This is a genomic window from Pseudomonas sp. R9.37, assembly GCF_963878885.1.
In the GTDB taxonomy this organism is placed as follows: domain Bacteria; phylum Pseudomonadota; class Gammaproteobacteria; order Pseudomonadales; family Pseudomonadaceae; genus Aquipseudomonas.
The window spans coordinates 149442-169345 of record NZ_CAWNZA010000001.1 but is presented as its reverse complement, the minus strand read 5'-3'; the positions used below and the strand labels follow the sequence as shown (position 1 = coordinate 169345).

19 protein-coding genes and 3 pseudogenes are annotated in these 19904 nt (G+C 51.7%); 12 read left to right on the top strand and 10 right to left on the bottom strand.

Features of this window, described 5'->3' with window-relative positions; all coding sequences use genetic code 11:
• Position 1 precedes the first annotated feature (1 nt).
• Positions 2 to 1099 (bottom strand): type IV toxin-antitoxin system AbiEi family antitoxin, encoded by a 1098-nt coding sequence (locus tag AACU78_RS00780; RefSeq protein ID WP_106579348.1) that lies wholly within the window; start codon positions 1097 to 1099, stop codon positions 2 to 4.
• A gap of 504 nt (positions 1100 to 1603) precedes the next feature.
• Here AACU78_RS00780 and AACU78_RS00775 point away from each other — a divergent pair.
• The 3 genes from AACU78_RS00775 to AACU78_RS00765 are packed head-to-tail and all read left to right on the top strand — an operon-like array spanning position 1604 to position 4176.
• Positions 1604 to 2248, top strand: a complete 645-nt coding sequence (locus AACU78_RS00775) for a hypothetical protein (protein WP_256587017.1) — start codon at positions 1604 to 1606, stop codon at positions 2246 to 2248.
• Entirely contained in the window at positions 2241 to 3107 is an 867-nt protein-coding gene (locus AACU78_RS00770) for an ImmA/IrrE family metallo-endopeptidase (RefSeq protein ID WP_106579346.1), read from the top strand. Before AACU78_RS00775 ends, AACU78_RS00770 begins: the two co-directional genes overlap by 8 nt.
• The gene (locus AACU78_RS00765) at positions 3100 to 4176 is read left to right on the top strand and encodes a beta family protein (protein WP_106579345.1); all 1077 of its coding nucleotides are present in this window, start codon (positions 3100 to 3102) and stop codon (positions 4174 to 4176) included. The genes AACU78_RS00770 and AACU78_RS00765 overlap by 8 nt, the downstream gene beginning before the upstream one ends.
• Here the strand turns inward: AACU78_RS00765 and AACU78_RS00760 are convergent.
• On the bottom strand, positions 4135 to 4722 hold the full coding sequence (locus tag AACU78_RS00760; RefSeq protein ID WP_106579344.1) for a sce7726 family protein: 588 nt from the start codon (positions 4720 to 4722) through the stop codon (positions 4135 to 4137). The two genes, AACU78_RS00765 and AACU78_RS00760, sit on opposite strands and share 42 nt — an antisense overlap.
• A gap of 205 nt (positions 4723 to 4927) precedes the next feature.
• Between AACU78_RS00760 and AACU78_RS00755 the strand changes: the two genes are divergently transcribed.
• Complete coding sequence (locus tag AACU78_RS00755) at positions 4928 to 5470, top strand: hypothetical protein (protein ID WP_106579343.1); 543 nt, start codon at positions 4928 to 4930, stop codon at positions 5468 to 5470.
• Between the two features lie 14 nt (positions 5471 to 5484).
• On the opposite strand, the gene AACU78_RS00750 is transcribed toward AACU78_RS00755, so the two are convergent.
• The 4 genes from AACU78_RS00750 to AACU78_RS00735 all read right to left on the bottom strand — a co-directional run bounded on the left by AACU78_RS00750 (position 5485) and on the right by AACU78_RS00735 (position 9223).
• The gene (locus AACU78_RS00750) at positions 5485 to 5691 is read right to left on the bottom strand and encodes a hypothetical protein (protein ID WP_106579342.1); all 207 of its coding nucleotides are present in this window, start codon (positions 5689 to 5691) and stop codon (positions 5485 to 5487) included.
• Positions 5692 to 6233: 542 nt separating this feature from the next.
• The gene (locus AACU78_RS00745) at positions 6234 to 7088 is read right to left on the bottom strand and encodes an HNH endonuclease (RefSeq protein ID WP_146151450.1); all 855 of its coding nucleotides are present in this window, start codon (positions 7086 to 7088) and stop codon (positions 6234 to 6236) included.
• The gene (locus AACU78_RS00740) at positions 7085 to 8623 is read right to left on the bottom strand and encodes an AAA family ATPase (RefSeq protein WP_106579340.1); all 1539 of its coding nucleotides are present in this window, start codon (positions 8621 to 8623) and stop codon (positions 7085 to 7087) included. The genes AACU78_RS00745 and AACU78_RS00740 overlap by 4 nt, the downstream gene beginning before the upstream one ends.
• A gap of 144 nt (positions 8624 to 8767) precedes the next feature.
• Positions 8768 to 9223: a helix-turn-helix domain-containing protein gene (locus AACU78_RS00735; protein ID WP_106579339.1), complete on the bottom strand. Its 456-nt coding sequence runs from the start codon at positions 9221 to 9223 to the stop codon at positions 8768 to 8770.
• Between the two features lie 158 nt (positions 9224 to 9381).
• Between AACU78_RS00735 and AACU78_RS00730 the strand changes: the two genes are divergently transcribed.
• The 3 genes from AACU78_RS00730 to AACU78_RS00720 are packed head-to-tail and all read left to right on the top strand — an operon-like array spanning position 9382 to position 10682.
• Positions 9382 to 9777 carry a DUF6957 family protein gene (locus AACU78_RS00730; RefSeq protein WP_106579338.1) on the top strand — a complete coding sequence of 132 codons (396 nt, stop codon included), beginning with the start codon at positions 9382 to 9384 and terminating at the stop codon, positions 9775 to 9777.
• Between the two features lie 42 nt (positions 9778 to 9819).
• Positions 9820 to 10290 carry a hypothetical protein gene (locus AACU78_RS00725; protein WP_106579337.1) on the top strand — a complete coding sequence of 157 codons (471 nt, stop codon included), beginning with the start codon at positions 9820 to 9822 and terminating at the stop codon, positions 10288 to 10290.
• 2 nt (positions 10291 to 10292) lie between these two features.
• A complete protein-coding gene (locus tag AACU78_RS00720; RefSeq protein ID WP_106579336.1) occupies positions 10293 to 10682 on the top strand; it encodes a hypothetical protein in 390 nt (129 codons plus the stop codon).
• 356 nt (positions 10683 to 11038) lie between these two features.
• Here AACU78_RS00720 and AACU78_RS00715 read toward each other — a convergent pair whose 3' ends face one another.
• The gene (locus tag AACU78_RS00715) at positions 11039 to 11734 is read right to left on the bottom strand and encodes a hypothetical protein (RefSeq protein ID WP_106579335.1); all 696 of its coding nucleotides are present in this window, start codon (positions 11732 to 11734) and stop codon (positions 11039 to 11041) included.
• A gap of 385 nt (positions 11735 to 12119) precedes the next feature.
• Positions 12120 to 12875: a hypothetical protein gene (locus AACU78_RS00710; protein ID WP_106579334.1), complete on the bottom strand. Its 756-nt coding sequence runs from the start codon at positions 12873 to 12875 to the stop codon at positions 12120 to 12122.
• Between the two features lie 278 nt (positions 12876 to 13153).
• Between AACU78_RS00710 and AACU78_RS00705 the strand changes: the two are divergent.
• Positions 13154 to 13570, top strand: a pseudogene (locus tag AACU78_RS00705) (DJ-1/PfpI family protein); the annotation flags it as partial.
• Between the two features lie 540 nt (positions 13571 to 14110).
• Here AACU78_RS00705 and AACU78_RS00700 read toward each other — a convergent pair.
• The gene (locus tag AACU78_RS00700; protein ID WP_106579333.1) at positions 14111 to 15619 is read right to left on the bottom strand and encodes a hypothetical protein; all 1509 of its coding nucleotides are present in this window, start codon (positions 15617 to 15619) and stop codon (positions 14111 to 14113) included.
• A 103-nt stretch (positions 15620 to 15722) separates the two neighbouring features.
• On the opposite strand from AACU78_RS00700, the pseudogene AACU78_RS00695 reads away from it, so the two are divergent.
• The 3 genes and pseudogenes from AACU78_RS00695 to AACU78_RS00685 all read left to right on the top strand — a co-directional run.
• Positions 15723 to 16116 (top strand): annotated as a pseudogene (locus AACU78_RS00695) (DinB/UmuC family translesion DNA polymerase); the annotation flags it as partial.
• A 127-nt stretch (positions 16117 to 16243) separates the two neighbouring features.
• Entirely contained in the window at positions 16244 to 17776 is a 1533-nt protein-coding gene (locus AACU78_RS00690; protein WP_106579332.1) for an LA2681 family HEPN domain-containing protein, read from the top strand.
• 67 nt (positions 17777 to 17843) lie between these two features.
• Entirely contained in the window at positions 17844 to 18842 is a 999-nt protein-coding gene (locus AACU78_RS00685; protein ID WP_106579331.1) for a DUF4238 domain-containing protein, read from the top strand.
• A 347-nt stretch (positions 18843 to 19189) separates the two neighbouring features.
• Here the strand turns inward: AACU78_RS00685 and AACU78_RS00680 are convergent, their stop codons facing one another.
• The gene (locus AACU78_RS00680; protein WP_177410117.1) at positions 19190 to 19540 is read right to left on the bottom strand and encodes a hypothetical protein; all 351 of its coding nucleotides are present in this window, start codon (positions 19538 to 19540) and stop codon (positions 19190 to 19192) included.
• On the opposite strand from AACU78_RS00680, the pseudogene AACU78_RS00675 reads away from it, so the two are divergent.
• Positions 19445 to 19849: pseudogene (locus tag AACU78_RS00675) on the top strand (ATP-dependent helicase C-terminal domain-containing protein); the annotation flags it as partial. The gene AACU78_RS00680 and the pseudogene AACU78_RS00675 overlap by 96 nt on opposite strands.
• Positions 19850 to 19904: the final 55 nt, after the last annotated feature.

Below are 19904 nucleotides of genomic sequence, written 5' to 3'. Positions count from 1 at the left end.
ATTACACCTTTAAAATATCTTCACGAAATTGGGCCGCAAGTTCTGCGTTTCGTCCACGGCCATTTAAGAGGTCAAGGTACTGTATGAAAGGACTCGCAAACCAGGCTTGTTCATTGTGCGAATACTCTTGGAAGAGCTCACTGGCTCCAGAGCGCTCGATCAAAACAACGTTGGCACCTTTTTCGGCTGGTTTTAGACCAAGTTTTTCAGCAACTCGCTCAGCTTTTGTTGGTATTATGATTTCTGCAATATCGACATGAGTGAGTAGGGGGGACAGACGATTGGCAGCGATAGCGCCGGTGAATGCTACCGACAAACCATCTCGTTGATCACGACCATTCCAGCTCATATTTGAGGACAATTCCTCGACAAGCCTTTTGGGGTTTTGGCAGAAGAAATACCAGCGTGAAGTTTGTTGCTTGCGTTGTACCCATACTTCGGCCCAGGCGTCCAGTAGTTCGGTAGGCCTGATGAGCCGGCGAATTCGGTGCCGTCCTTCTCCTTGGGATTCTACCCAGCCAAGACGCTCAAGCTCTTGGAGCAAATTAGACACGGTAGCGCCAGATGTTTGGGAAAGCTCAACTACCTGCTGACCATGAAACCAGTCTCTATCCATATGAAGCAGAGTATGGATAATTTTTTCACGTGAACCTTTGAACACATCAACTTCTCGGAGTGTGCCTTTGGTCGCAGACTTACCTTTTTCGATGTTGACTAGCCAGTTTCGATGCTTAAAGAACAGTGTGCCACTGGCATCGAAGAAGCTCACCCCACGGTTTTTGAGTTCGTCACGCGCCCCTTTGCTGATGTGTTCGGCAAGGAAAATTGGCACCATGTCAGAAGCATTCTTCGTTCGGCTCTGATGCCCCTGCAGATCCCACAAGGCATCTTTGATGTCTCGTGGATACGCTTCTTTCTTGATGGAGAACACAAGACGCCAGTCGCCCTCGGGGGTGTTCAGGCGACCCATGGCATCCGGCTCCCAAGGCTCACCTTCAGGATTGATCTTGATAGATGACAATGCTGATCCTGTGGCCTCCTCAATTGCCTCAGCGAAGGCGCTCATCAGCGGTTCATGCTTTTCGAAATCGTAATTCATTGCTACCCCTGCACCGAAAGCTTGGACGAACCTCCATCCATTTCTTAGCCCAAAGCTACGCTAGATTTTAAAAAAATCAATGCTTGATTCGGTGTTTTTTCTATTTTTCCTGTACAGGGAATCAAGCGAATCGGGACTTAGATTCGGTATTTTGGCCATTTTCCCTGTTCAGGAAATCAAGCGAATCGGGGCTTTGATTCGGTGTTTCGGCTATTTTTCCTGTTCAGGAAATCAAGCGAAATGAGCCCTTGATTCGGCGTTTCGCCTATTTTTCCTGTACAGGAAATCAAGAAAATCTATATCGCAACCCAGGCAGCCCTATGCCATAGTTGGGGAGGTTGAGTGAGCGTCTAGAATGGTTGCCAATGGGATATTGACGCCATAAGCCGAACGTTGAGGTCAGCGATCATTAGTGGCATCATCTAGCCATCAGTACGGAGAGGGATTTCCACATGACGTCATTCGGACTAGCCGAGTGCTGCGCCTTGAGCGATGGGCGCGTTGATGAGTGAGCCAACGCTGAAGTGCCGCCATACGGGGCAGCAGGTGACTTATCAGATCCACCAGGGCCTGGCGCCTATGTACGTGTTCCAGCTGAACGAGCAATGGGACGCCGAGAAGCGTCAGATCCTGAGGCAGCTGATGGCGGATGTCCCTGCTGCCGCTGAAGACCCCAACGTGCTTTTCGATCAATTACCGTCGTATGGCCTTTCGGATTTCCATTGGAGCTGGCTGGATAAAGCCTTCGCCTTCCGTAGCGATGACTACCACTGGTTCTTCCTGAGTGCTCAGGGACGGATCCAGGCGACCTGCGTCATCTACCATCCCAAGGAAAGCCGCCTGGATGGTGAGCGCATTTTCTACATCGACTACGTAGCGTCCGCGTACTGGAACCGTGATCGACCGAACTACGTGAAGCAGTTTGGGAGCGTCAGCCGAATCCTGATCGCCCATGCCTCCCACTTCGCCATCAACCAGCTGGGCTACCGTCCAGGCTTCTGCTTGCACTCGCTGCCGACTGCGGAGGGGTACTACCGATACCTGGGTATGATCGACTACGACGTTGATGCCGATAAAGAGAACCTGCGTTACTTCGAAGCGCCCCCTGAGATAGCTAGGAAGCTGGCAGGGGAGGCTCATCATGTCTGATGCTCCAGAAGGGCTTCCAGGCGACTTCGAGGTCTATCCATCCTCGCGGGATGCTGCGGTTGAGTTCACGGCGGCTCTGTCCAACCTGAAGAAAGCGCTGAAGCCGGCGGATGCCAAGACGCATGCGCGACCTGGTGAGGCGTATGACGACTTCATCATTCGGCTTGCTCTCAACGCGACCACCAACAAGGCGGTGCTCTATCGCAAAAATGACTCTGCGGAAGAGACCAAGATCCAAGCGTGGTTGTCGCTGATCGATGAGAAATCCAAGTTCACTGTACTGAGCCGGATGGTGCCTGCTTTCGAGGGCTTGAGCTCCTCTCAGCTCCGAGAGATCGCACTCCTGAGTCTCAATCCTGGAAACATCACCTCCTTGGTCGATGTTTTGGCGGAGTCCTACGGGGTGCTCTTGGTGGTAGAGCCTGGCTTCAAGGCGATGAAAATGGACGGGTGCACCTTCAAGTTGTCGCAGGGCACGCCAGTTGTTGGGATAGCGCTTCGCTACAATCGCTATGATAACTTCTGGTTTACGCTCATGCACGAGCTTGCCCATATTCATATGCACTACGATTATCTCGATAATCCTATTTTGGATGATCTCGAAGAGGACAATAAATCTGATCGTGAGATTGAGGCCAATATTATAGCGAAAGATAGTTTTGTCTCTCGCCAATATTGGCGGACGGCTTGGAATGTCCGGGCCGATAGGAAGCAGTTGCTGGATGTTTGCTCTAGAGCGGAAGTGCATCCGTCCATCATGGCCGGGATGATTCGCCACCAAGCTAAAAATTATAAGCTTTACCCTGAATTGCATCTCTCCATGGACGTTAAAAGCGCTCTCGGGTTTGCCAATGATTAAATATGTTCCGTTTCTTAAACTTAAGCAGAATGAGATCCAAAGTGTGGGGGTGTTGGATGGAGGCATTCGTGATCAGATTGCTCCCATGTATGACATTCCCCGAACGCAAAAAGTGATGGATGAGGATGAGGTTATTGATCGTTTGAGGATCGCAGATAAAGAGCTAGGGAATGCTCTGGGAAATGGCATAAATTATAAATTCTTTGTCGACAACTTCGATGTCGATGACAGTGTCGATCTGGGCACTGTCCCGCAGTACAGGGCAGTTCTTGCAACGCTGTCGAATTACCAAGTTATGCCAGTTCTGGCCTTTGATCGGCACCCAGATCATAACGTCGCGGCACTTGATTTCGTCAAATCGCGACCGGGAACAGATGTCGGTATACGCCTTCAAATGATCGACATTGAAAGCTACAACCTCACAAAGAGCAACCTTCAGGCACTTTGGGCAGACTTGGTGGTCGCCAAGCCACAGACAGTAATTCTTTTGATTGATCTACGCATCATCGATGATGCAGCCGACTCCAAAAGGAAGGTGGAAAGGTTTGTGGCTAGCTTCCAAGGTGATTTTCCAGGCGCAAAAGTGGTTGTCTCTGGGTCAGTAGTGCCTGCATCTATCGCAGGGCTACTCCCGACAAACTCCAAGGCTCATATTCCTCGAGAGGAATACAAGCTGTGGCGGGCTATGAACTCAACCCCGGCCTTCAAGGAGGTGTTGTTTGGAGACTACGGCGTGGTCAGTCCGGAGTATTCAGACTTCGAGATGGAACCCGAGTTTATTAGTAGTCGGGCGGCGCCTAAGGTTTTCTACACTTATAGCGATAGCTTCTTCATTGCGCGTGGGCGACGGTTCAAAACTCACAAATTTAGGCAGTATTTTGATATTTCTGATGTGATTGTGAATGAGCCATTTTTTAGGCTGTCTACTCCGCATTATTCATATGGTGAGCAGTACATTCATGACCGCAGCTACAAGGCTCCAGCAAGGTCGAAAAAGACAGGCAACCCAGGAACGTGGATCAAAAGCTCAACCGCCGCTCACATCACTTTCGTGGTTAATAACATTTGAGCGCCTTTGAATGAGGGCGCCTTGGATTCCTGCGAGGGCGTCTTCGCGGCTCAACTGATAGCTGATTTGTTCAGCGATATCGTCACGATTGAAAGACTTTTTGAAGATCACGTCGGGGTGTGAGGTCGCAATGGCCGTAAGCTCTGCCTTCCAGAGCATGAGAAGGGCGTCTTTCTTGGAGAACATTGGATTAGTGCCTGCCTTTCGGACGTAACGCAATATTGTCCGATCTTTACCTGACGTGGCCAGGATAATGCCCCAGTAGGAGGGGATTTTATCCATTGCCCAGCGTACATGGTTTTCTGTTGTCACCAGGGTCAGTTTCGGGAACGACCTTGAATAGAACTCTGACTGCGACAGAATGCGTCGAACGTTATCTGTCTCGCCCTTGATTTCGTAGCAATGCATCTCGCGATAGCAGGCAACTACGTCGGCAATGGCATTGCCATTATCGATGGTGAGCTCTTCGAGCACTTGAGCAGGTTTAGGCGACCGCTTCATTAGGTGGTCGACTAAAGCTGTTCGGATTTCTTTATCTCTGAGCACTCAGAGCTCCAGGCGGGCGCAAACGCAACATTTTAGCCTATGAACCCTTCAGTTGTGGAGTGCGCTTATCCAGCCTTATCACGTTCCCGACCAACAACCTGTGGCGCCTGAGGGCTGTTTCAGACTTCATCGTTTCGAGCAGGGAGGCTTTGGGTGATAGCCTACCGGAGTGCCTTAGCTACCACCCGAGTCACCGGAGCCCCACATGATCAACCTTCATCGCTTAATCACCAGGCTGTTTCCCGACCGCCGTCCCGATTGGGAGCAGAAGCGTGAGCGCGAGTTCATCCTGGCGGCAAACTCCTTGAAAACCCTCTCGGTAACTGACCGGGGTGGCATGTCCATTGATCCAGAAGAGCTCCGTGAGCAAATTGTCGTGGCACGTGAGCAGTTGAAGCACCTTGTCCACAACCCAGGAACGCATAGTGGGCCGTGCAAAGCAGTTGCAGCAGTCGAGGTGGCTCAGGAGGCTGATCCGTCTGCTGAGGAGCTGCAGGACTGTATTGAGGTGGTGGCCTGGCGTCGGCTCTCTAGGGGCGCTGCTGCGCGTTATGTGTGCCTTCAGTCCACGCATACCGGTAGATATGCTGTCGCGACAGCTTGCATATTTTCAGGTGGCGTAGAAACCTTCCCGGTCTGGATCGATGGCAATACCTCCAGGCAAATTGCAAATGCCTTGCAGGGTTGTGAGCTTCATTGGTGCGCAACCGTGAGTGAGGCGATAGATGCTTGGGATACAGAGCCCTAATGGTCTGGAGAGTCTTATTGGCACCACGGCCCCCAAGAGGGCGGCTCCTCGACGATGTCGATTGAAATGCTGAGCTCGTACTGCATGTGCTCGAACACCTTTTCGAGGTTGGAGTAGGCCTTCGAATCTCGCAGTATGATTACAAGCTGCAGTAGCTCCCGGCCTTGATACGGTGGCATCTGAATGTCGCAGTACACGGTGTCATAGTCGTCATTTTCCATGCTTCCCCCGTTCAACCTGTTACAACCTTGTGTCAGGCTGTCCTGTGCTCCAGCAGGTGGGCCATTTCTTGTTCCCAGGTAGTTAGGAATTTATCCCAGTCCTTGACGTAAAGCCCATCAGCAAGCCTGGTTGATCCGATGCTTGCTTGCAGGAAGCGTTCTCTCCACGGTTGGGGTATGTCGTGTTCCAGGACGATTTCGATTCCGCAGCGGTGGTGCTGTGCCGGAACAGAATCGCGCATTTGTTTGAGGCCGACTGGCGTGTCGGTTGACCGTCCAGGTGATCCAGGATGGCTAGGTGGGCGAATGCTTCTGGGTCACCAGGATAGAGACTGGCGAGTGCCCATAGTGCTTTTCGCCTAGCCTTCTCAAGCTCGCGGAGCTTATTGAGTGTCATCCAGTCTCCTCCAGATTTCCATGGCGCAGCGCGCGTGTGGCGTGCCGCCCCTAGCGGAACGGCTGACGTCCCGCATGCCTGCGCCTCCGCTTACCTTGAGCCATACTCCTATCCCAGGTGTAGCATATTTGACGCGAGCATTAACTTAGAACACGGTCGAGCAGAATCGCTGATCGACAGACAAAGCCTGATACATTACGCGTCTCCATTGATTTGGTAACAACCTTGCGCCTGCAACGGACTGCAAATAACTCGAGAAATCCTGAGCGCTCAAATTAGCGAGAAATCCACGTCTTTGGTCGATGATTACGCTTAACTCGTCTCCTGCTTGGATCGCATAACGCTTACCCAGATCAAACTCGGTGAAGTGATTTATTGCGCGGCTTATATCTGTCGCTGGCCATGCCTGTGGGGGACTTGCAAAAAAATGAATATAATATGGTTCGGTGTAAACCACTGTAGCATGCACCCATTGATCAATAAAAAAACGATCTGAGTCTAGGTAAGGATGTATGTACTGCCTAGTAGCAATTGTCGCCAGATCATTACTTTTTCCGGTATTGCAGTCCCGGCAAGCAGGAATCAAGTTCTGCGGGTTAACAGAGTGCTGAGGATAGTGAGCCTTTGGCAAGTAATGATCAAGGCTTTGCGGTCTGCCGATTCCTCCGCAGTAAGGACATTTCTCATTTGCTGCAATCAGAATTCTATCGTAATAGTCTCGCCCAGGATGGCGCTGAACCATATTATAGTCATAGAGATTAATCAGCTCGCTCTTGAGGACGGTTTGCAACACTACTGGATCATCACCTCGAGCAGCATAGATAGGGGGGATGGAAAATAATGTTCCGCCGCGAGCGTTGTCGGAGTAAGCCGCTGCTGCGGTTTCAATATCGGCGCATGCAGCAAGCATCCTCTGTCTTAGTACGGGTTGGAAGATAGAGTTGGCGCAGTGGGAGAAAGATTCTAGTCCGGTAAGCGTAGGAAGGGAAATGCGGTTCAATTCCCACCTCTCGAGTTACGGTATGCTACCATAGCGCGCAAAATTGCTTGCGCTTCAAAACCAAGCTGATAATCGAACTCGGCCATTATATCTTCGAAAGTTCCGCCTCCCTGTACTGCAGCTTCTAATAGGCGATGAAATCCTGACTTTCCTACCTCAAGACCGAAAACTTCGCGAGTTAATACGCCGACGTTCTCACCAAAAGTTTGAATCTCCGGGCGTCGGGAATCCAAAATTAACCGCGACCTGTTGATCTTCCAAGCACAAGAGGTTGGAATCTCCTGCAGCACCACGGGTGAGTGTGTTGCGATAATGGCCACGCCATTCCGATCATATAACAGCTCACTTAACGCTCTTAGAAATGCGGAAAGAAGTGGTGGATGTAGGTGGCTTTCGGGCTCATCCAGGATGACTAATGTTTTTTCCTCGACCATCGCAACAAGCTTGGTTATTGTAAGTAGCACTACTGCGTGCCCAGAACTCATTCTAGAAATTAAGGCGGACGCTGCGTCTTGAGCATCCTGACCCGAAAACTGTATTAAAGAAGGAAGTCCCATGTCTGCGAAATTTTCGTCGGACTCTAGGGCGAGAATTGCATTATGCCAGCGCTCTTTTTTCCTGGAGTCGCTCATGCACAAGCCCAAAGCACTGAGGCACTCACCCTGTAGTTGATGAAAGGTCTTGAGCTCGCCGTTACTTGAGGAGGGAATTTTTAATCCTATATAGTAGTAGCATGTCCCCTTGGTAGGATCAGATTGTTCGGGCGGAGGTTCAAATGGGTCGAATGCACTAAAAGATACTGATATTAGACTACTAAAATATTCAGTAGTGATTGGGGATTGCATGCCAGCCCAACCACCTTGTAGAAAAAAACCCTCCCCTTCAGGCAATCCACCTGTCACTGCCTGAATCATTCCGTTTAGGATTGTAGTTTTGCCCACGCCATTTCTGCCGATAATAGCGTGGATGTTCGTACTAGGCTTAGAGTGTGAAGCCACCTCAAAAGCCAAATCCAAACCTGCCGCCCGTTCGGCAGGAAGTCTCCGGTATGAAAATGAAAAGTCAGTCCTGACAACGCCCCCGTTAAGTACCCGAGTAAATTGATCCTTGATTGTGCTCATGCTGACCCCGCGAAGATGTGAAGTGCTAAATACATCTTCTTGAGCGGCCTGCTCAAGCTCGCTAGGATTTGCAACAACATCCCTCAGTCCATTTAGAAAGCTGTTACGAATCTCTTGGCTAACGTCACGGGCTAACTTTTTATAGTAATCAACATCCGTACCTAACGAGAAGAAACCTTCAGGAAGAGTATCAAATCGTCTAGGGAGCACTGAGTATGTGGTCTGTGATGTTGTTTGGCCAGGAAAGCCTATTTTCACGTTTCCAAGGTCATGGCGCGCCCCGTTTTCATCACACAGAGTTACATAAAACATCGTCACATATGAGTAATCATTCCAGTTATCAATAGCTAAATAGGCGATATTACGCCCATCAGAAGGCGTTCTTTCAGATCGACTAACTAGCAAGAAATCCATATCTACATCCGTGTTAGTGAAGGCTTGTAGTCACTTGAGATGCTCCCCGCTGCACTCAGCTTAGGATCGGTCTCAGTGGTTTGGTGCTTTTTCCCATCTGATTATGGTAGCAACCTGACATATCTATTTGCCAGTTTGACACGCTCAACCATCAAGGTGCCATAGCCGCCCAATCGTGCTTGTCGGCAATCCCAGCTTCCGGGAAACCTCCATTTGGGTAAGCCCTGCCGCTCTCAGCTCACGAATAACCTTGAGCTTTTCTTCCGCTGCCAGCTTTCTGGGTGGGGTGAGCTTTTGGGGTTCGCGAGGTAGCTCTTCGTCTAGAACACCGAGCCGTCCCAACTCTTCGAGCGCGTCATTCAAGGCGGCGCGTGCAGTCTTGCCATCATGGGCGGCAGCCACAAGCGTGAGAAATGACAGGGGCGTTAATCCCAATGCCTGAGCTAAATCGGCGCTGAGGTCGACGCTGGCAGAAGTCGTCGATGCTTCCAAGCGGCTGATGTGGCCTTGGTCGGTCTGGGTTTGGAGCTCCGCTTGCGATAAGCCGTGCCTAACTCTCAACCACTGCAACGTTGCTGCGTATGCCTTGCGCAAAGACATCCAAGCAATCCTCTCCAAAAGGAGACGGTATGCCGTGTTTGATCGTTCCCACACAAATGTATATAGTCATTGTCGTGGGAATTTCTGGCTTGCCATGGGGTGGCTAACCCATGTGACTCGCTCTGAATTCCTCCTAGCGTTATGAGGATTATCAATTTATGGGAAATTATCCTGAGCACGAATTGTTGCAGGATGGCCAGGCTTCCTCAGCTGGCACATCTCTTTCGCCTGCCGAGATAGGGGAATTAGTGGCTGAGCGCTTTCCTCGCAAGGCGCACTGCACTGTCGAGGATTGGATCATCTTCCATGTGGACGAGTCGCCCGAGTCGCTCACGAAGGTACGTGCGTCTGGCCTGGAGCCGATGTTTATGTATGCCCACTGTGTGATCTATGACGGGCATGGACGGTTTCCACCTGGAGGTTGGGTGCGCTCGACACTGTGTAAATCGTTCGACGGCGTTTGCCTCTTCGAGACCCGAAACACGGTCTACGTATTGGTGGGTAAGGGCCGCGAAATGACTGCATCGCTGAAGACAATATTTGGCTTATGTTAATCGCAGGCTCACCAGACGGGCCCGCTCCATACGAGATACACGATGTTCCGGATTAGCATGCAAGACCAGGCGGGCCCCGTAGGGATGTTCGGCGATGGACTCGCTCATTTTCACGCGGTGTCGCGATCCCTGGCGACTCACTGGTTCCACGTCAGCCTGAAGCGTAAGCATGAAGGCAGGTTCGTAGCTTTTGAGGAGATGCTCAACGACGAGCCTAGGTTGGTGGAGTTGCTGTTGGCCCAGGGTGAGGATCTGGTTGTGCAGGAAGTCCAAGTCGTCAGCCCGTCCTGGATGAATCATGACTCGGGCTGGAAAATGGAAAAGCTAATGTCGCTCTCCATGGGGTTCAACCAAGTCGGTGTGCCTGTAAGTCTACTTGAGGTAGAGAGTGGTGCCGTGTACGTCAATACCCATCAGGTGGGGCTTGAGGTTGGCTCTCTCAACGGGGTCAAAGAGCTGTATCGGCGGCGTGTGGCACAGGGCAATGTTACTGCTGAGAATCGGAAGGAATAGGTGTGTCGGAGATCAACACGGTGGTGGTGGACTTTCATGTGAAGCGTTACTCAGACTTTGATCTCCTGAGGATTGCCCGAGCTGTTGCGCAGGACTATGAGGCCATAAACACGGCCTATTTAGTGAACGTTCATATTTATGCCTGCAGTGCAGTAGGGGTGGTGTTTGGACATATCGCGCCTGGGCCGCATGGGCGCTTTTCGGACGGTCACTTGATTCGGACTTCAGATATCCAGAAGATCGCGAAGGAAGGGCGATTTTGGATTATTAATACCGTTAACTCCAGGTACGTGATTGCCACGTTCAAGAAAGACGGCGGTCGGCAAAGCCTTCGAGACTTTCGCCGTTTGGCTGGTGATCAGTACGTGCCTACCCCCTCCAGCCTCCACTGATTTGTGAAAGCGAGCCTGGGCGCGTTTTCCTGTCAGTCGTTCAGACGAGACGACCGCACTTCTGACTGCAGTCGCCCCCCTTCGCTAATCAAAGTTTAACAATCGCTGCAGGGGTCAGCCGAGCATCGTCGTGAAGTTCGATTTCGTTAAAACTGCCAGCAACGTTGGCAGGCAAGTGTCCTTTTATCTCTCCACTAACGAGATGGCTGGAGGCTCTGTGTGTTGCATGATATCGGGAATCCACCTCTCTCTCAGGAGCAGGGGCCTCTGTTTGAGCATCAACCCCCCCCACCATCCTCAGTGGGGGAAGGTCTCGGGTCTTCAGCGATTCGTCAAAAGTCCGCCGCACATAACAGCTACTGAGCGCTGGCTTCCTTGGCATCAGGTAGGTCAGGTGTAGCACTGACTTGCGCTTGAGCTTGTCTGGTCTTTCGAAGGTAGTCCGCTGTGGTTCGACCCAGGCGAACTGCCAACGCGAACGCAACCAGGAACGGGTAGAGAACCAGTTCGACGGCATTCCAATTACTTCCTCGCGCCTTGTCTTTGAGCGCCTTCAGCTCGGCGTATCGTTTCGATACCTCTTCAAAGTCTGAGTCTATCTTGTTAAGTTCCTTAAGAACTACAGGGGATGTCAGACCATAGGACATCGCGTCATGAGAGTATTCAGTCTTGAGAAACTGCTGCCAGCCAACTTTGTCAATTTCTTCGAGGGTTGCTTGTACACGTTTGTTAAGCTCGATGCTGTCTGTTTCTTGAGCGTTATTAGCGCTTTCCTTTGCCTCTCGTTCAGTTCTTTCGAGGTGGAGAATGCTGTTGCTCAATCCGTAGGATGACAATACATCGCTTTGTTCGTTGTGTTTGATATATGTCGGTAGCATTCGATTGGCCTCATATTGGTCGGCCTTAGATGCGTAAAATATTAATGCTGTTGCTGCAATTAACAACCAAAGGTAGTCAGTCAAAAGCCAGCGGGCTTCTTGAGTGTAGGTGCGATAGGCAACAACTTGAAAAGCAATTGCCAAAATGCAGAAAAATATTATAGCTGTCCACATGGGGTCTTACATCCTTATTATGACCAATGCAAAATCTTGCTGAAGTGTACGTGTTCTAACAGTTATTGCTCTTGGAATCGACTTTGCTATATGGCCTTTGAGCTGAGAGTTTTTCACTCCCAAGGTTTCTGATGACAATGGTACGCTCATTCGCCAGGGCTCAGACGCTCCCGTACGAACTCGATGAACCGCTGGGTTTTCGCCGGCAGCGGGCGCGTTTCGGTCGTTGCGTAGATCGTGATGGGTTGCCCCTGCCAGCCCTCCAGAATCTGAACCAGCTCCCTGCTGGCGATTTCGTCGGCTAAGGGTTACACCGACTACCCAACGCTGCAGTCGTAATTTAGGTGGAGGAGGGGGTGGCTACTATCGCCATTCCCTCCCTGCCTTAGAAGGCCAAGATCAGTTTCCGATCACGCCTGTTCTGCATGAACAGCAGGATGTCGAAAAACCTGCCCGGTGTGTCTCGCAGATTCTGGTGATGACTACCTAAAATCCCCTCCATGAACACTTCCCGGTTCAGGCTCCAACAGTGGCCCAGGTAAAAAGGCAATTCGCAGATCCGACGACCTGAGGCCTGTTGTGGGTTCCTAGGTAGGAGCTGTTGTCCGGTGAAGCCGGCTCTCCCTGCTCGGGTTAGGCCGCCCCTCACCTGGCTATCCAGCGCTGGCATCAGTCCGGTGATGAGAAGCAGGGCTTTCATGGGATAAGTGATGCTGGTGTTGTTGAGAAACAGCGCATCCGCCATCGTGTTCAGGATCCCCAGAATTTCCTTGTCGAACGTCCCAACATCACTGAGTGGTGCATTGCTGTCCAGAAGACGATGCCCTTGATCATTGAGACTGAATGCCGCGAGGCTTTGCAGGCTCAGTTTGAGTAGGCGCTCATGAAGCTGCCTGTCCTTGAGAGCACTTTCGATTTGCGGGAGGGTGCGAAGGGTTGGGCTCTTACGTCTGCATGCGCCCCAGTTACGCAACGCTGTAGATAGCGCTTTGGCGAGTAGGGCTGCATTTGCGCTGCCCGAGGGTGCATTGAGATATCGCCGTGCAATGGGCTGCACATTGGCGAAGTCCTGATGGTAGGACGGCCTGAAATCGTCAATGGCTAATGTGATATCGAGAGAGCTGCCAACCAGTCGAAGCATGTTTTGCGTCACAGCCAACAAGGTGAGGCCACGAGTGTGTGAGCTCCCCTTGGAGTTAGTCAAGCTGTGGCCAGAGATGCCCAGTCTTTCAGGCGGGCCATAGGGTCATGGCATGACGAAGATGCCGCCTTGGAAAAGCATTACAAAGTCATCGGATCGGGTTGACGATAGTTCCATACGCTACCTTTGACACTTGTCCCCGCGACCTCACAGTTCTGTTTACGCCTGGTGGTACAGACGGCACTCTGGCGGCAGCATGAGATCCGAAAACCCTCAAGTTCTTTGCTGATCGAGGTGCCCGAGCGAAATACATCACCAGTGTCTGCTCGGGCTCGCTGATCCTTGGGGGGCTGCAGGTTTGGAAGGGCTACAAAGCGACGTCGCACTGGTCATGCCGAGAAGCCCTGGCCGGATTCGGCATGATTCCCACTGATGCGCGGGCGGTTCGTGACAGGAAGAGGATCACCGGGGCAGGGGTTACGGCGGGATTGGATTTCCACCTAAGCATGGTTGCCGAGTTGCGTGGCCAGATCTATGCCGAATGCAACCAGCTGATGAGTGAGTACAGCCCGAAGCCCCTTTTCAACGCGGGGTCAATGAAGACTGCCTCACCAAACGTGAAGAAGGCGATGATCGTTTTGGTGGCTGACTTTTCGAAGAAGGCTGGAGCGCTCGCCGGTCTCGCTAAGGGCTGATTTCTCCAGCGTTTCAGGGTGGTCTGGACGGCATCCTGAATCTTGAGCAACCGTAGATGTCTGCAAAGCCAAATACTTGAAGATCTGACGGTATCCTGGAGAAAGACGTCAAATCCTCGATTAATTCTAGTCCCCTACAGATAAATGGGCCCAAGATCGACAATCTCCCCCACGCAGACGTCATCCCAGATGACCTGCCTGGTGGAGGCTGTTGAGGGTGATTTCGACCTTCACATCGTCCGCCGTCCCCATGGGGTTTGGGGGGCCCCGGAATCACTTCCGGCGTCGGCCTAATGGCCAAAGCGTTCAGCGCATCATCCCAGGATGACTGCGACCTTGTACATGGCAGCGACGGTTGTACAGGGAGAGCGCCACTAAAATGGTGAGCAGAATGAGAGAATTAATTCGGTCTGCTTGGCGTCTAGTGGTTGATGTTTCACGAGTGCTCCGTGCGGGGCTCGCGATACTTGATTACTACGACCGTCATAATCCTTAACCAGCAACCCGCCTGAGGTAGCTCAGGCGGGTTCTACTCTGCGGTTATGAGGCTGTGCCTCCGTTGGTGGAAACGAAAAGGGAGAGTTTTTCCTCCAGCAGACCTAAGTCGCGGGTGTCGAGGATGCGAGTAATACCTTCGTTAATAGACTCTGTTATAAGGAGGCGTGATTTGAAAACATCTTGCTGGCCGAGAATGGTGCATGTCAGGTAGTTTGCGCGTGCCATCCAATAGCGAAGTGATCCTTCCGAAACATCGAAGTTGATATGCTTAAAATCGATCTTGTTAAGAAATTCGAAGAGTCCGCCTGATATATGCTTTCTGCCATACCAGAATGGCTTGAATGGTGTGCTTTTAGCTTGCTCTGTTAATATTAGTGCGACTGCGCCAATAAGCGGCATCAGAGATACTTTGTCATCAACCTCTGCGCGGGCGAACATTTCTGAGAACTTGCCGACGTGCGATATCGCTTTTTGATAAGACGGCTCGTCGATGAGTCCTCCAAATAGCCTGGAGTAGAAGTGAATGAAGCTAGGTTGGTTGTCCTGAAAGAAGCTCTCGCAGCTATTGGTCTTTATGTAAACAAGCTGAGGTGAGCGATTGCCGAGATTAACATTCCACATCAGCGTATCAATGTCTTCCATTGCTTTACCGAACGGCGGCTCGATAGACACAACAACATCATGCAGCTCTGCGGAGGCCTGCATGTGATGGTAATGCTCGAGCTGAATCATATAGGTGAACAAGTGTTCGTCTATTGGCAGCTTTGCAGGTGAGCGTTCTGGGAAGTGGAAGGTCTCCCTGATGCAGTCTGCAATGTGGATGGCTAAAGCACTATGGGCCTTGAGGTCGCCATGGCTCTGATGCGCTGCGGTATTAACAAGGAGCTCTTCGACACCATCCAGCACGCTTCGCATCTGCCCATACGTAGACATGATGTGTTTCAGTCGTTCATGCGGTATTTCAAAGCTCAGATGTGCTTTGAGGTCAGCGATGATCTCTACTTCTTCAGTGGAACCGTCGATGCCGTATGAGTCGCGAATCTCAAACGAAGGTTTTCCGCTTTTCTGGGGTGGGGCTAGAAGAGTAAATAGGGTCGTATACTCCCGCTGGAACCTATAAAGTGTCTTGAGAATCTTAAGAGCTTTTGATTTGTCTTCTTCGAAGAAATCCGAAAACTTTCTATCAAGTAGCGAAGCGATTCGGGTTTTTATGGTCTTTAAGGTTTCGTGCGGGTCTATGCCGTTGTTGTCTTTTAGTAATTCTTCTTCCAGGTTTACATACTTCCTAAGCTCTTGCGGAATCTCCCGAAAATTCCCAAGGTCGTATACGCCGGGGAATACTTTTTTCCTCTCATCATCAGTCAGCATCTTGTTGACCAACACATGCAATTGACTTACCCCCTCGGGGCCACCACCTAGGAATCTGTTGCCAATGCGGTCTTTCCGAAAACTTCGGTGGTGTACATAATCATGAGAGGCAAAAGTGGCATCTTCACCGAAGCATTCCTTGACCTGTTTTTCCATAAAGTGCCGAAACATATCTATGTCCATAACATGCTCAATGTAAAAGTCTAAAGTGGCATAGTGCCATATTTTCTGGTTTTGATGATATTGGATGGCGAGTGCCAGATAGGCTCGGCACAATGCGCCGGGTGACCTGTGCGATCAATTCAAGTGCGACTGGACGCTTCGGATCACCGAGGTGGGTGAGGTGTGGGGCGTTAGCAAGCGGATGAAAGCCCACTTTGAAGTCATGGGCTTCAAAAGCGCGATGGACTTGGCCAAGGCTGACGCCTGGACGCTGAGGCAGAAATTCAGTGTGGTGATCGAGAAGACCGCTCGGGAGCTTGCCGGCACTCCATGCCTGGAACTTGGAGAGGCTGACCCACTCAAGCAAGAGATTTTGCTGCAGCCGGATGTTCGGCAATCGCCTGACGGACATTGAGCCCATCAAAGAGGCGGTAGCCACGTACACGCAACGGACGGCGGAAAAGCTTCGGGCGCAGAACTCACGGTGCAAGAAGATCCGCTTCAGCATCCGCATAGGCGATGCGCCGTGATTTGATGAGTCAGAGCTACAAAACGAAGTTAGACCAGTTATGGACGGTCAAGGCCTGGTAGTTGGTGCGAAACTCTAGGTGACCTAGACCTGTTCACCTTCAACGGAGGCAGTACATGTTGAGCGAATTCTTGAAGCTGTCATCCAACCTCAGCTCCCTAGTGGATGCTGATCCCGCGCTTGCAGTGCAACAAGCACGTGAAATCGATCTAGATAGGCCTGATCGCGTTAATTGGATGTCATTGCGAGCAGCCACATTGGTTAATGCCGGCGCCTCGCTAGGGTGTCAGGATGCAATCGATGAAGGGGTAGAGCTATACCGCGAGCTTCACGACCTGTATCCAACAGCAGATGTCACCTACAACTTGGCAAATGGGCTCGTGGAGGCCGCAAATTGCGGCAGCGCTGATTCGGAGTGGGTTGATCATCAGGAGCACACCCGAGCACACAGAGCCGAAGCTCGCAGGCACTACTGGAGGGTGGTTCAGGATGTAGATGCCGATGTGGAGTTACGCACCCAGGCATGGACTAACATCGCGAATCAGTTCGCAAAAACCTACCGGCTCTCCGAGGCTCATGATGCACGCCTTTCCGCATTGAGGGTTGATCCAACGAACGGTGTCGCCGCCTTTTGCGCGGCGTTGGATCTAATGTGGCTTTTTAAGCGTGGAGGTTGCTCTGAACTAACCCACATGGAAGCCGTGATGCTAGCCAGGCAGGCGCTTCGAAATAAGGAGCGAATTCTCCAATACGCCGGAGCGAACGTGGTGGCCAAGGTTGAAGCGCTCGCCAGTGAGCTAAGTGATCCGCCATCTCGGTCTGAGCATACCGACCCATTTATCAGGTGGGTGGAGGAGGAGCGCCTCACACTTGCTCCAGCTGTCGAACTCGTTGATCCATCTTTGGGTAAGCTTGATTGGCTCACGCTTCCAGGCATTCTTGAACGTGAGCCTGAAAAGGGAGTTAGCCCTCCGCCACTGTTTGCCATGTTCAATATGCTGAAAGGCGATTTTTTGCTGGCCCGAGAATTAGCATGGCGTGCAAGAGACGAAAGCGTTTGGCCAAAGACGGGGCAATTTGCAGACACTCTTGACTATGCTTTATACGGCCCTGATACCTCTGCAATTATACTGGCGCACCGGACAGCCCTTGATCTGCTCGACAAGGTAGCCGTAACAGCAAACTCCTATTTCGAGCTCGGATTAGCGCCAAAAAAAGTGAGCTTCGGGAGGCTATGGCGGGATCCCGAAGACAAGAAAACAGGTACTCGGCTTGTAGAGAAAGTTGAGGGGCTGATTCGGGCAGGCGTATACGCAATGTACGGATTGGCCGAGCTTGCAGAGGACTATGAGGGCGCAGATGGGATTCTCCGCTCACAGAAAAATCTGCGAAATTCGGGTACACACCGATTCCTGGTGCTGCATGACCTTTGTGATCCCGCGTTAGCGAGGCAGGCTCCGGAAATTGAGCATCTCAACCACACTGATTTTGTCGACGAGGCTCTGGGTGCCCTGCGAGTCGCGAGATCTGCAATCCAGATGCTCGCACTGGCAATTTCTCAGCATGAGGAAATCCTGAGAAAGCAGGCTGATGGAGTTATCGGCACACTGATCGTTCCTGATCACCATTGGATTCGTGGTGAAGATTAGTAACTCTGATCCCTTGCTGTGGAGCATTCAGTAAGCGTCGTATTTTTTCTTGATATCTAGGTGAGCAGTGAACTCAACTCAGCAAAAAAAACGCCATCACTTCGTGCCCAAAGCGTATCTCAAAGCGTTCGCGAATCAGGGTGGCCAAGTTCTCGTTTACCGTAAAGACAACCCTGGACGAGCGCTTCCTGCCAAGCCAGATACGACGCAGTTTGAGCGCTATTACTATTCGCAACCGCTGCCAGAAGGCGGCCAGGACAATAACACCCTTGAGGACATCTTCTGTGAAGTAGAGTCCGCATGGCCGTCCCTCGTTGAAAGGTTGGCTCGGAAAGAGTCCATAAACGATGACATTGAGCCCTTCATCCAGTTTGTTGCGCTACAGAGGGCTCGAGTACCTGCGGCGCGAGATGCTTTTGAGGCGGGGCTGGCGGCAACCGTTAAGGACACGATCAACACGCTGGTGAGAAACGGAAAGCTCTCACCACCACCCCGAGGTTTCGAAGACATCCTCGACAAGGTCGAGGTGTCCATCGACCCTCATCAAAGCATTCATGCGATGCCCGGCCTTATCAAAAAAATCGGGGAACTTTTTGACACGGTTGGCCTTGCCATTATTCATAACGCGTCAGACGTCCCGTTTCTCACAAGCGACAATCCAGTCGTTTGGTACGACCCAACAATCCCAATCGAAAGCCAGAATCCGTATGCCATTTCCCCTGATGGGCCGATAGCAATCCAGTTTCCCATCAGTCCCAACATGATGTTATTTGGAGTTAAAGAATACCGAGAGCGCTACCGTACGAAGGGGCTCATGCATGGTGAGATACCAAACGTTGAATGGGTACATTATGTAAACACCCAAACCTGTCGCTTCGGCTATGGAGCTGTCATTGCCCAAAGCTCAGGACAGGAGGAAATGATTGAGGCGCATAGTGCGCTGTCGCCAGTGTTCGAGCGCTCCTTGCTGGAACTTGGCCCCCAGACAGTATCAATAGGTAGGTTCGTTTTTGGATCACGAGTAGCCAAGCCAAAGTGGATACCTCACAAAGATAAATTAGCCTGAACTCGTGCCGCGTTCGCAGCTATTGGCACTCACTGAGTCACTGCGTTATGAGTAATGAACAGACTCTTGGTGTCAGGATTATCTATTTATGGGCCTTCCTGCATCGCAAGCGGAGCGCGCCTGCCCAGGATGGGCCCGAGACTTGAGAATGGAATCCCGCAGAGCCAAAACCGGGCGAAGCCGGGGTTGGGTTCACGAGAGCCGTACTCCTGAGGGGGCAAGCCCAAAACGTAGGGCATAGTGATCCCGATACGGGACATTGAGGTCATTTTTGCCCCGTAATTTAACCATATGGGGTATTAAGAGCCGCGTCCCATCGCCGAATGCCGCAATCCTTGTAGTCACAGTCATTTGGGCTTAGCGTCATATCTGGACAGCTCAAGATCTCGCAGTTCCATCAACTCGTCACTCTTGCGCACGAACTCATCCGGAGTAACGTTCTTGAGCTTGAACTCTTTGTAGAGAGCATCGTACTTCTTCTGGTAAATCTTGAGCGTATTAGCCTGATGAACGCTTTCTGCGGCATTGCCTATGCTCCTATCCCCTTCAAATACCTTGGTCAGGTAGGTTCTGAGAGACTCAATGCTCTTGTGGCCTGTCCACTCTCTGACCTCGCCAACCTGGATATTTCCAGTTTCCTGCACAACCTGTTGCCCTGGCCGCTGCCTCAGCGCTTGGACGAGCTGGCGCCGCAGCACGTGAAGGTGCCCTCGGGCTCCTCGGTGCGTTTGGACTACAGCGAGCAGCCGCCGATTCTGGCGGTGCGCTTGCAGGAATTGTTCGGGCTGGCGGACACGCCGCGCATTGCCGGTGGGCGCCAGGCAGTCAAGCTGCACCTGTTGTCTCCGGCGCGCCGGCCGGTGCAGGTGACGCAGGACTTGGCGAACTTCTGGCGCAGTACCTACGCCGAAGTGAAGAAGGATTTGAAAGGAAGATACCCCAAGCATTACTGGCCGGACGACCCCTTGGTGGCCGAACCCACCGCCCGGATTAAACCCCGCAAGTAGGTCGTGTGCAGATCAAATGTGAGAGCTGGCTTGCCTGCGATGCAGACGACTCGGT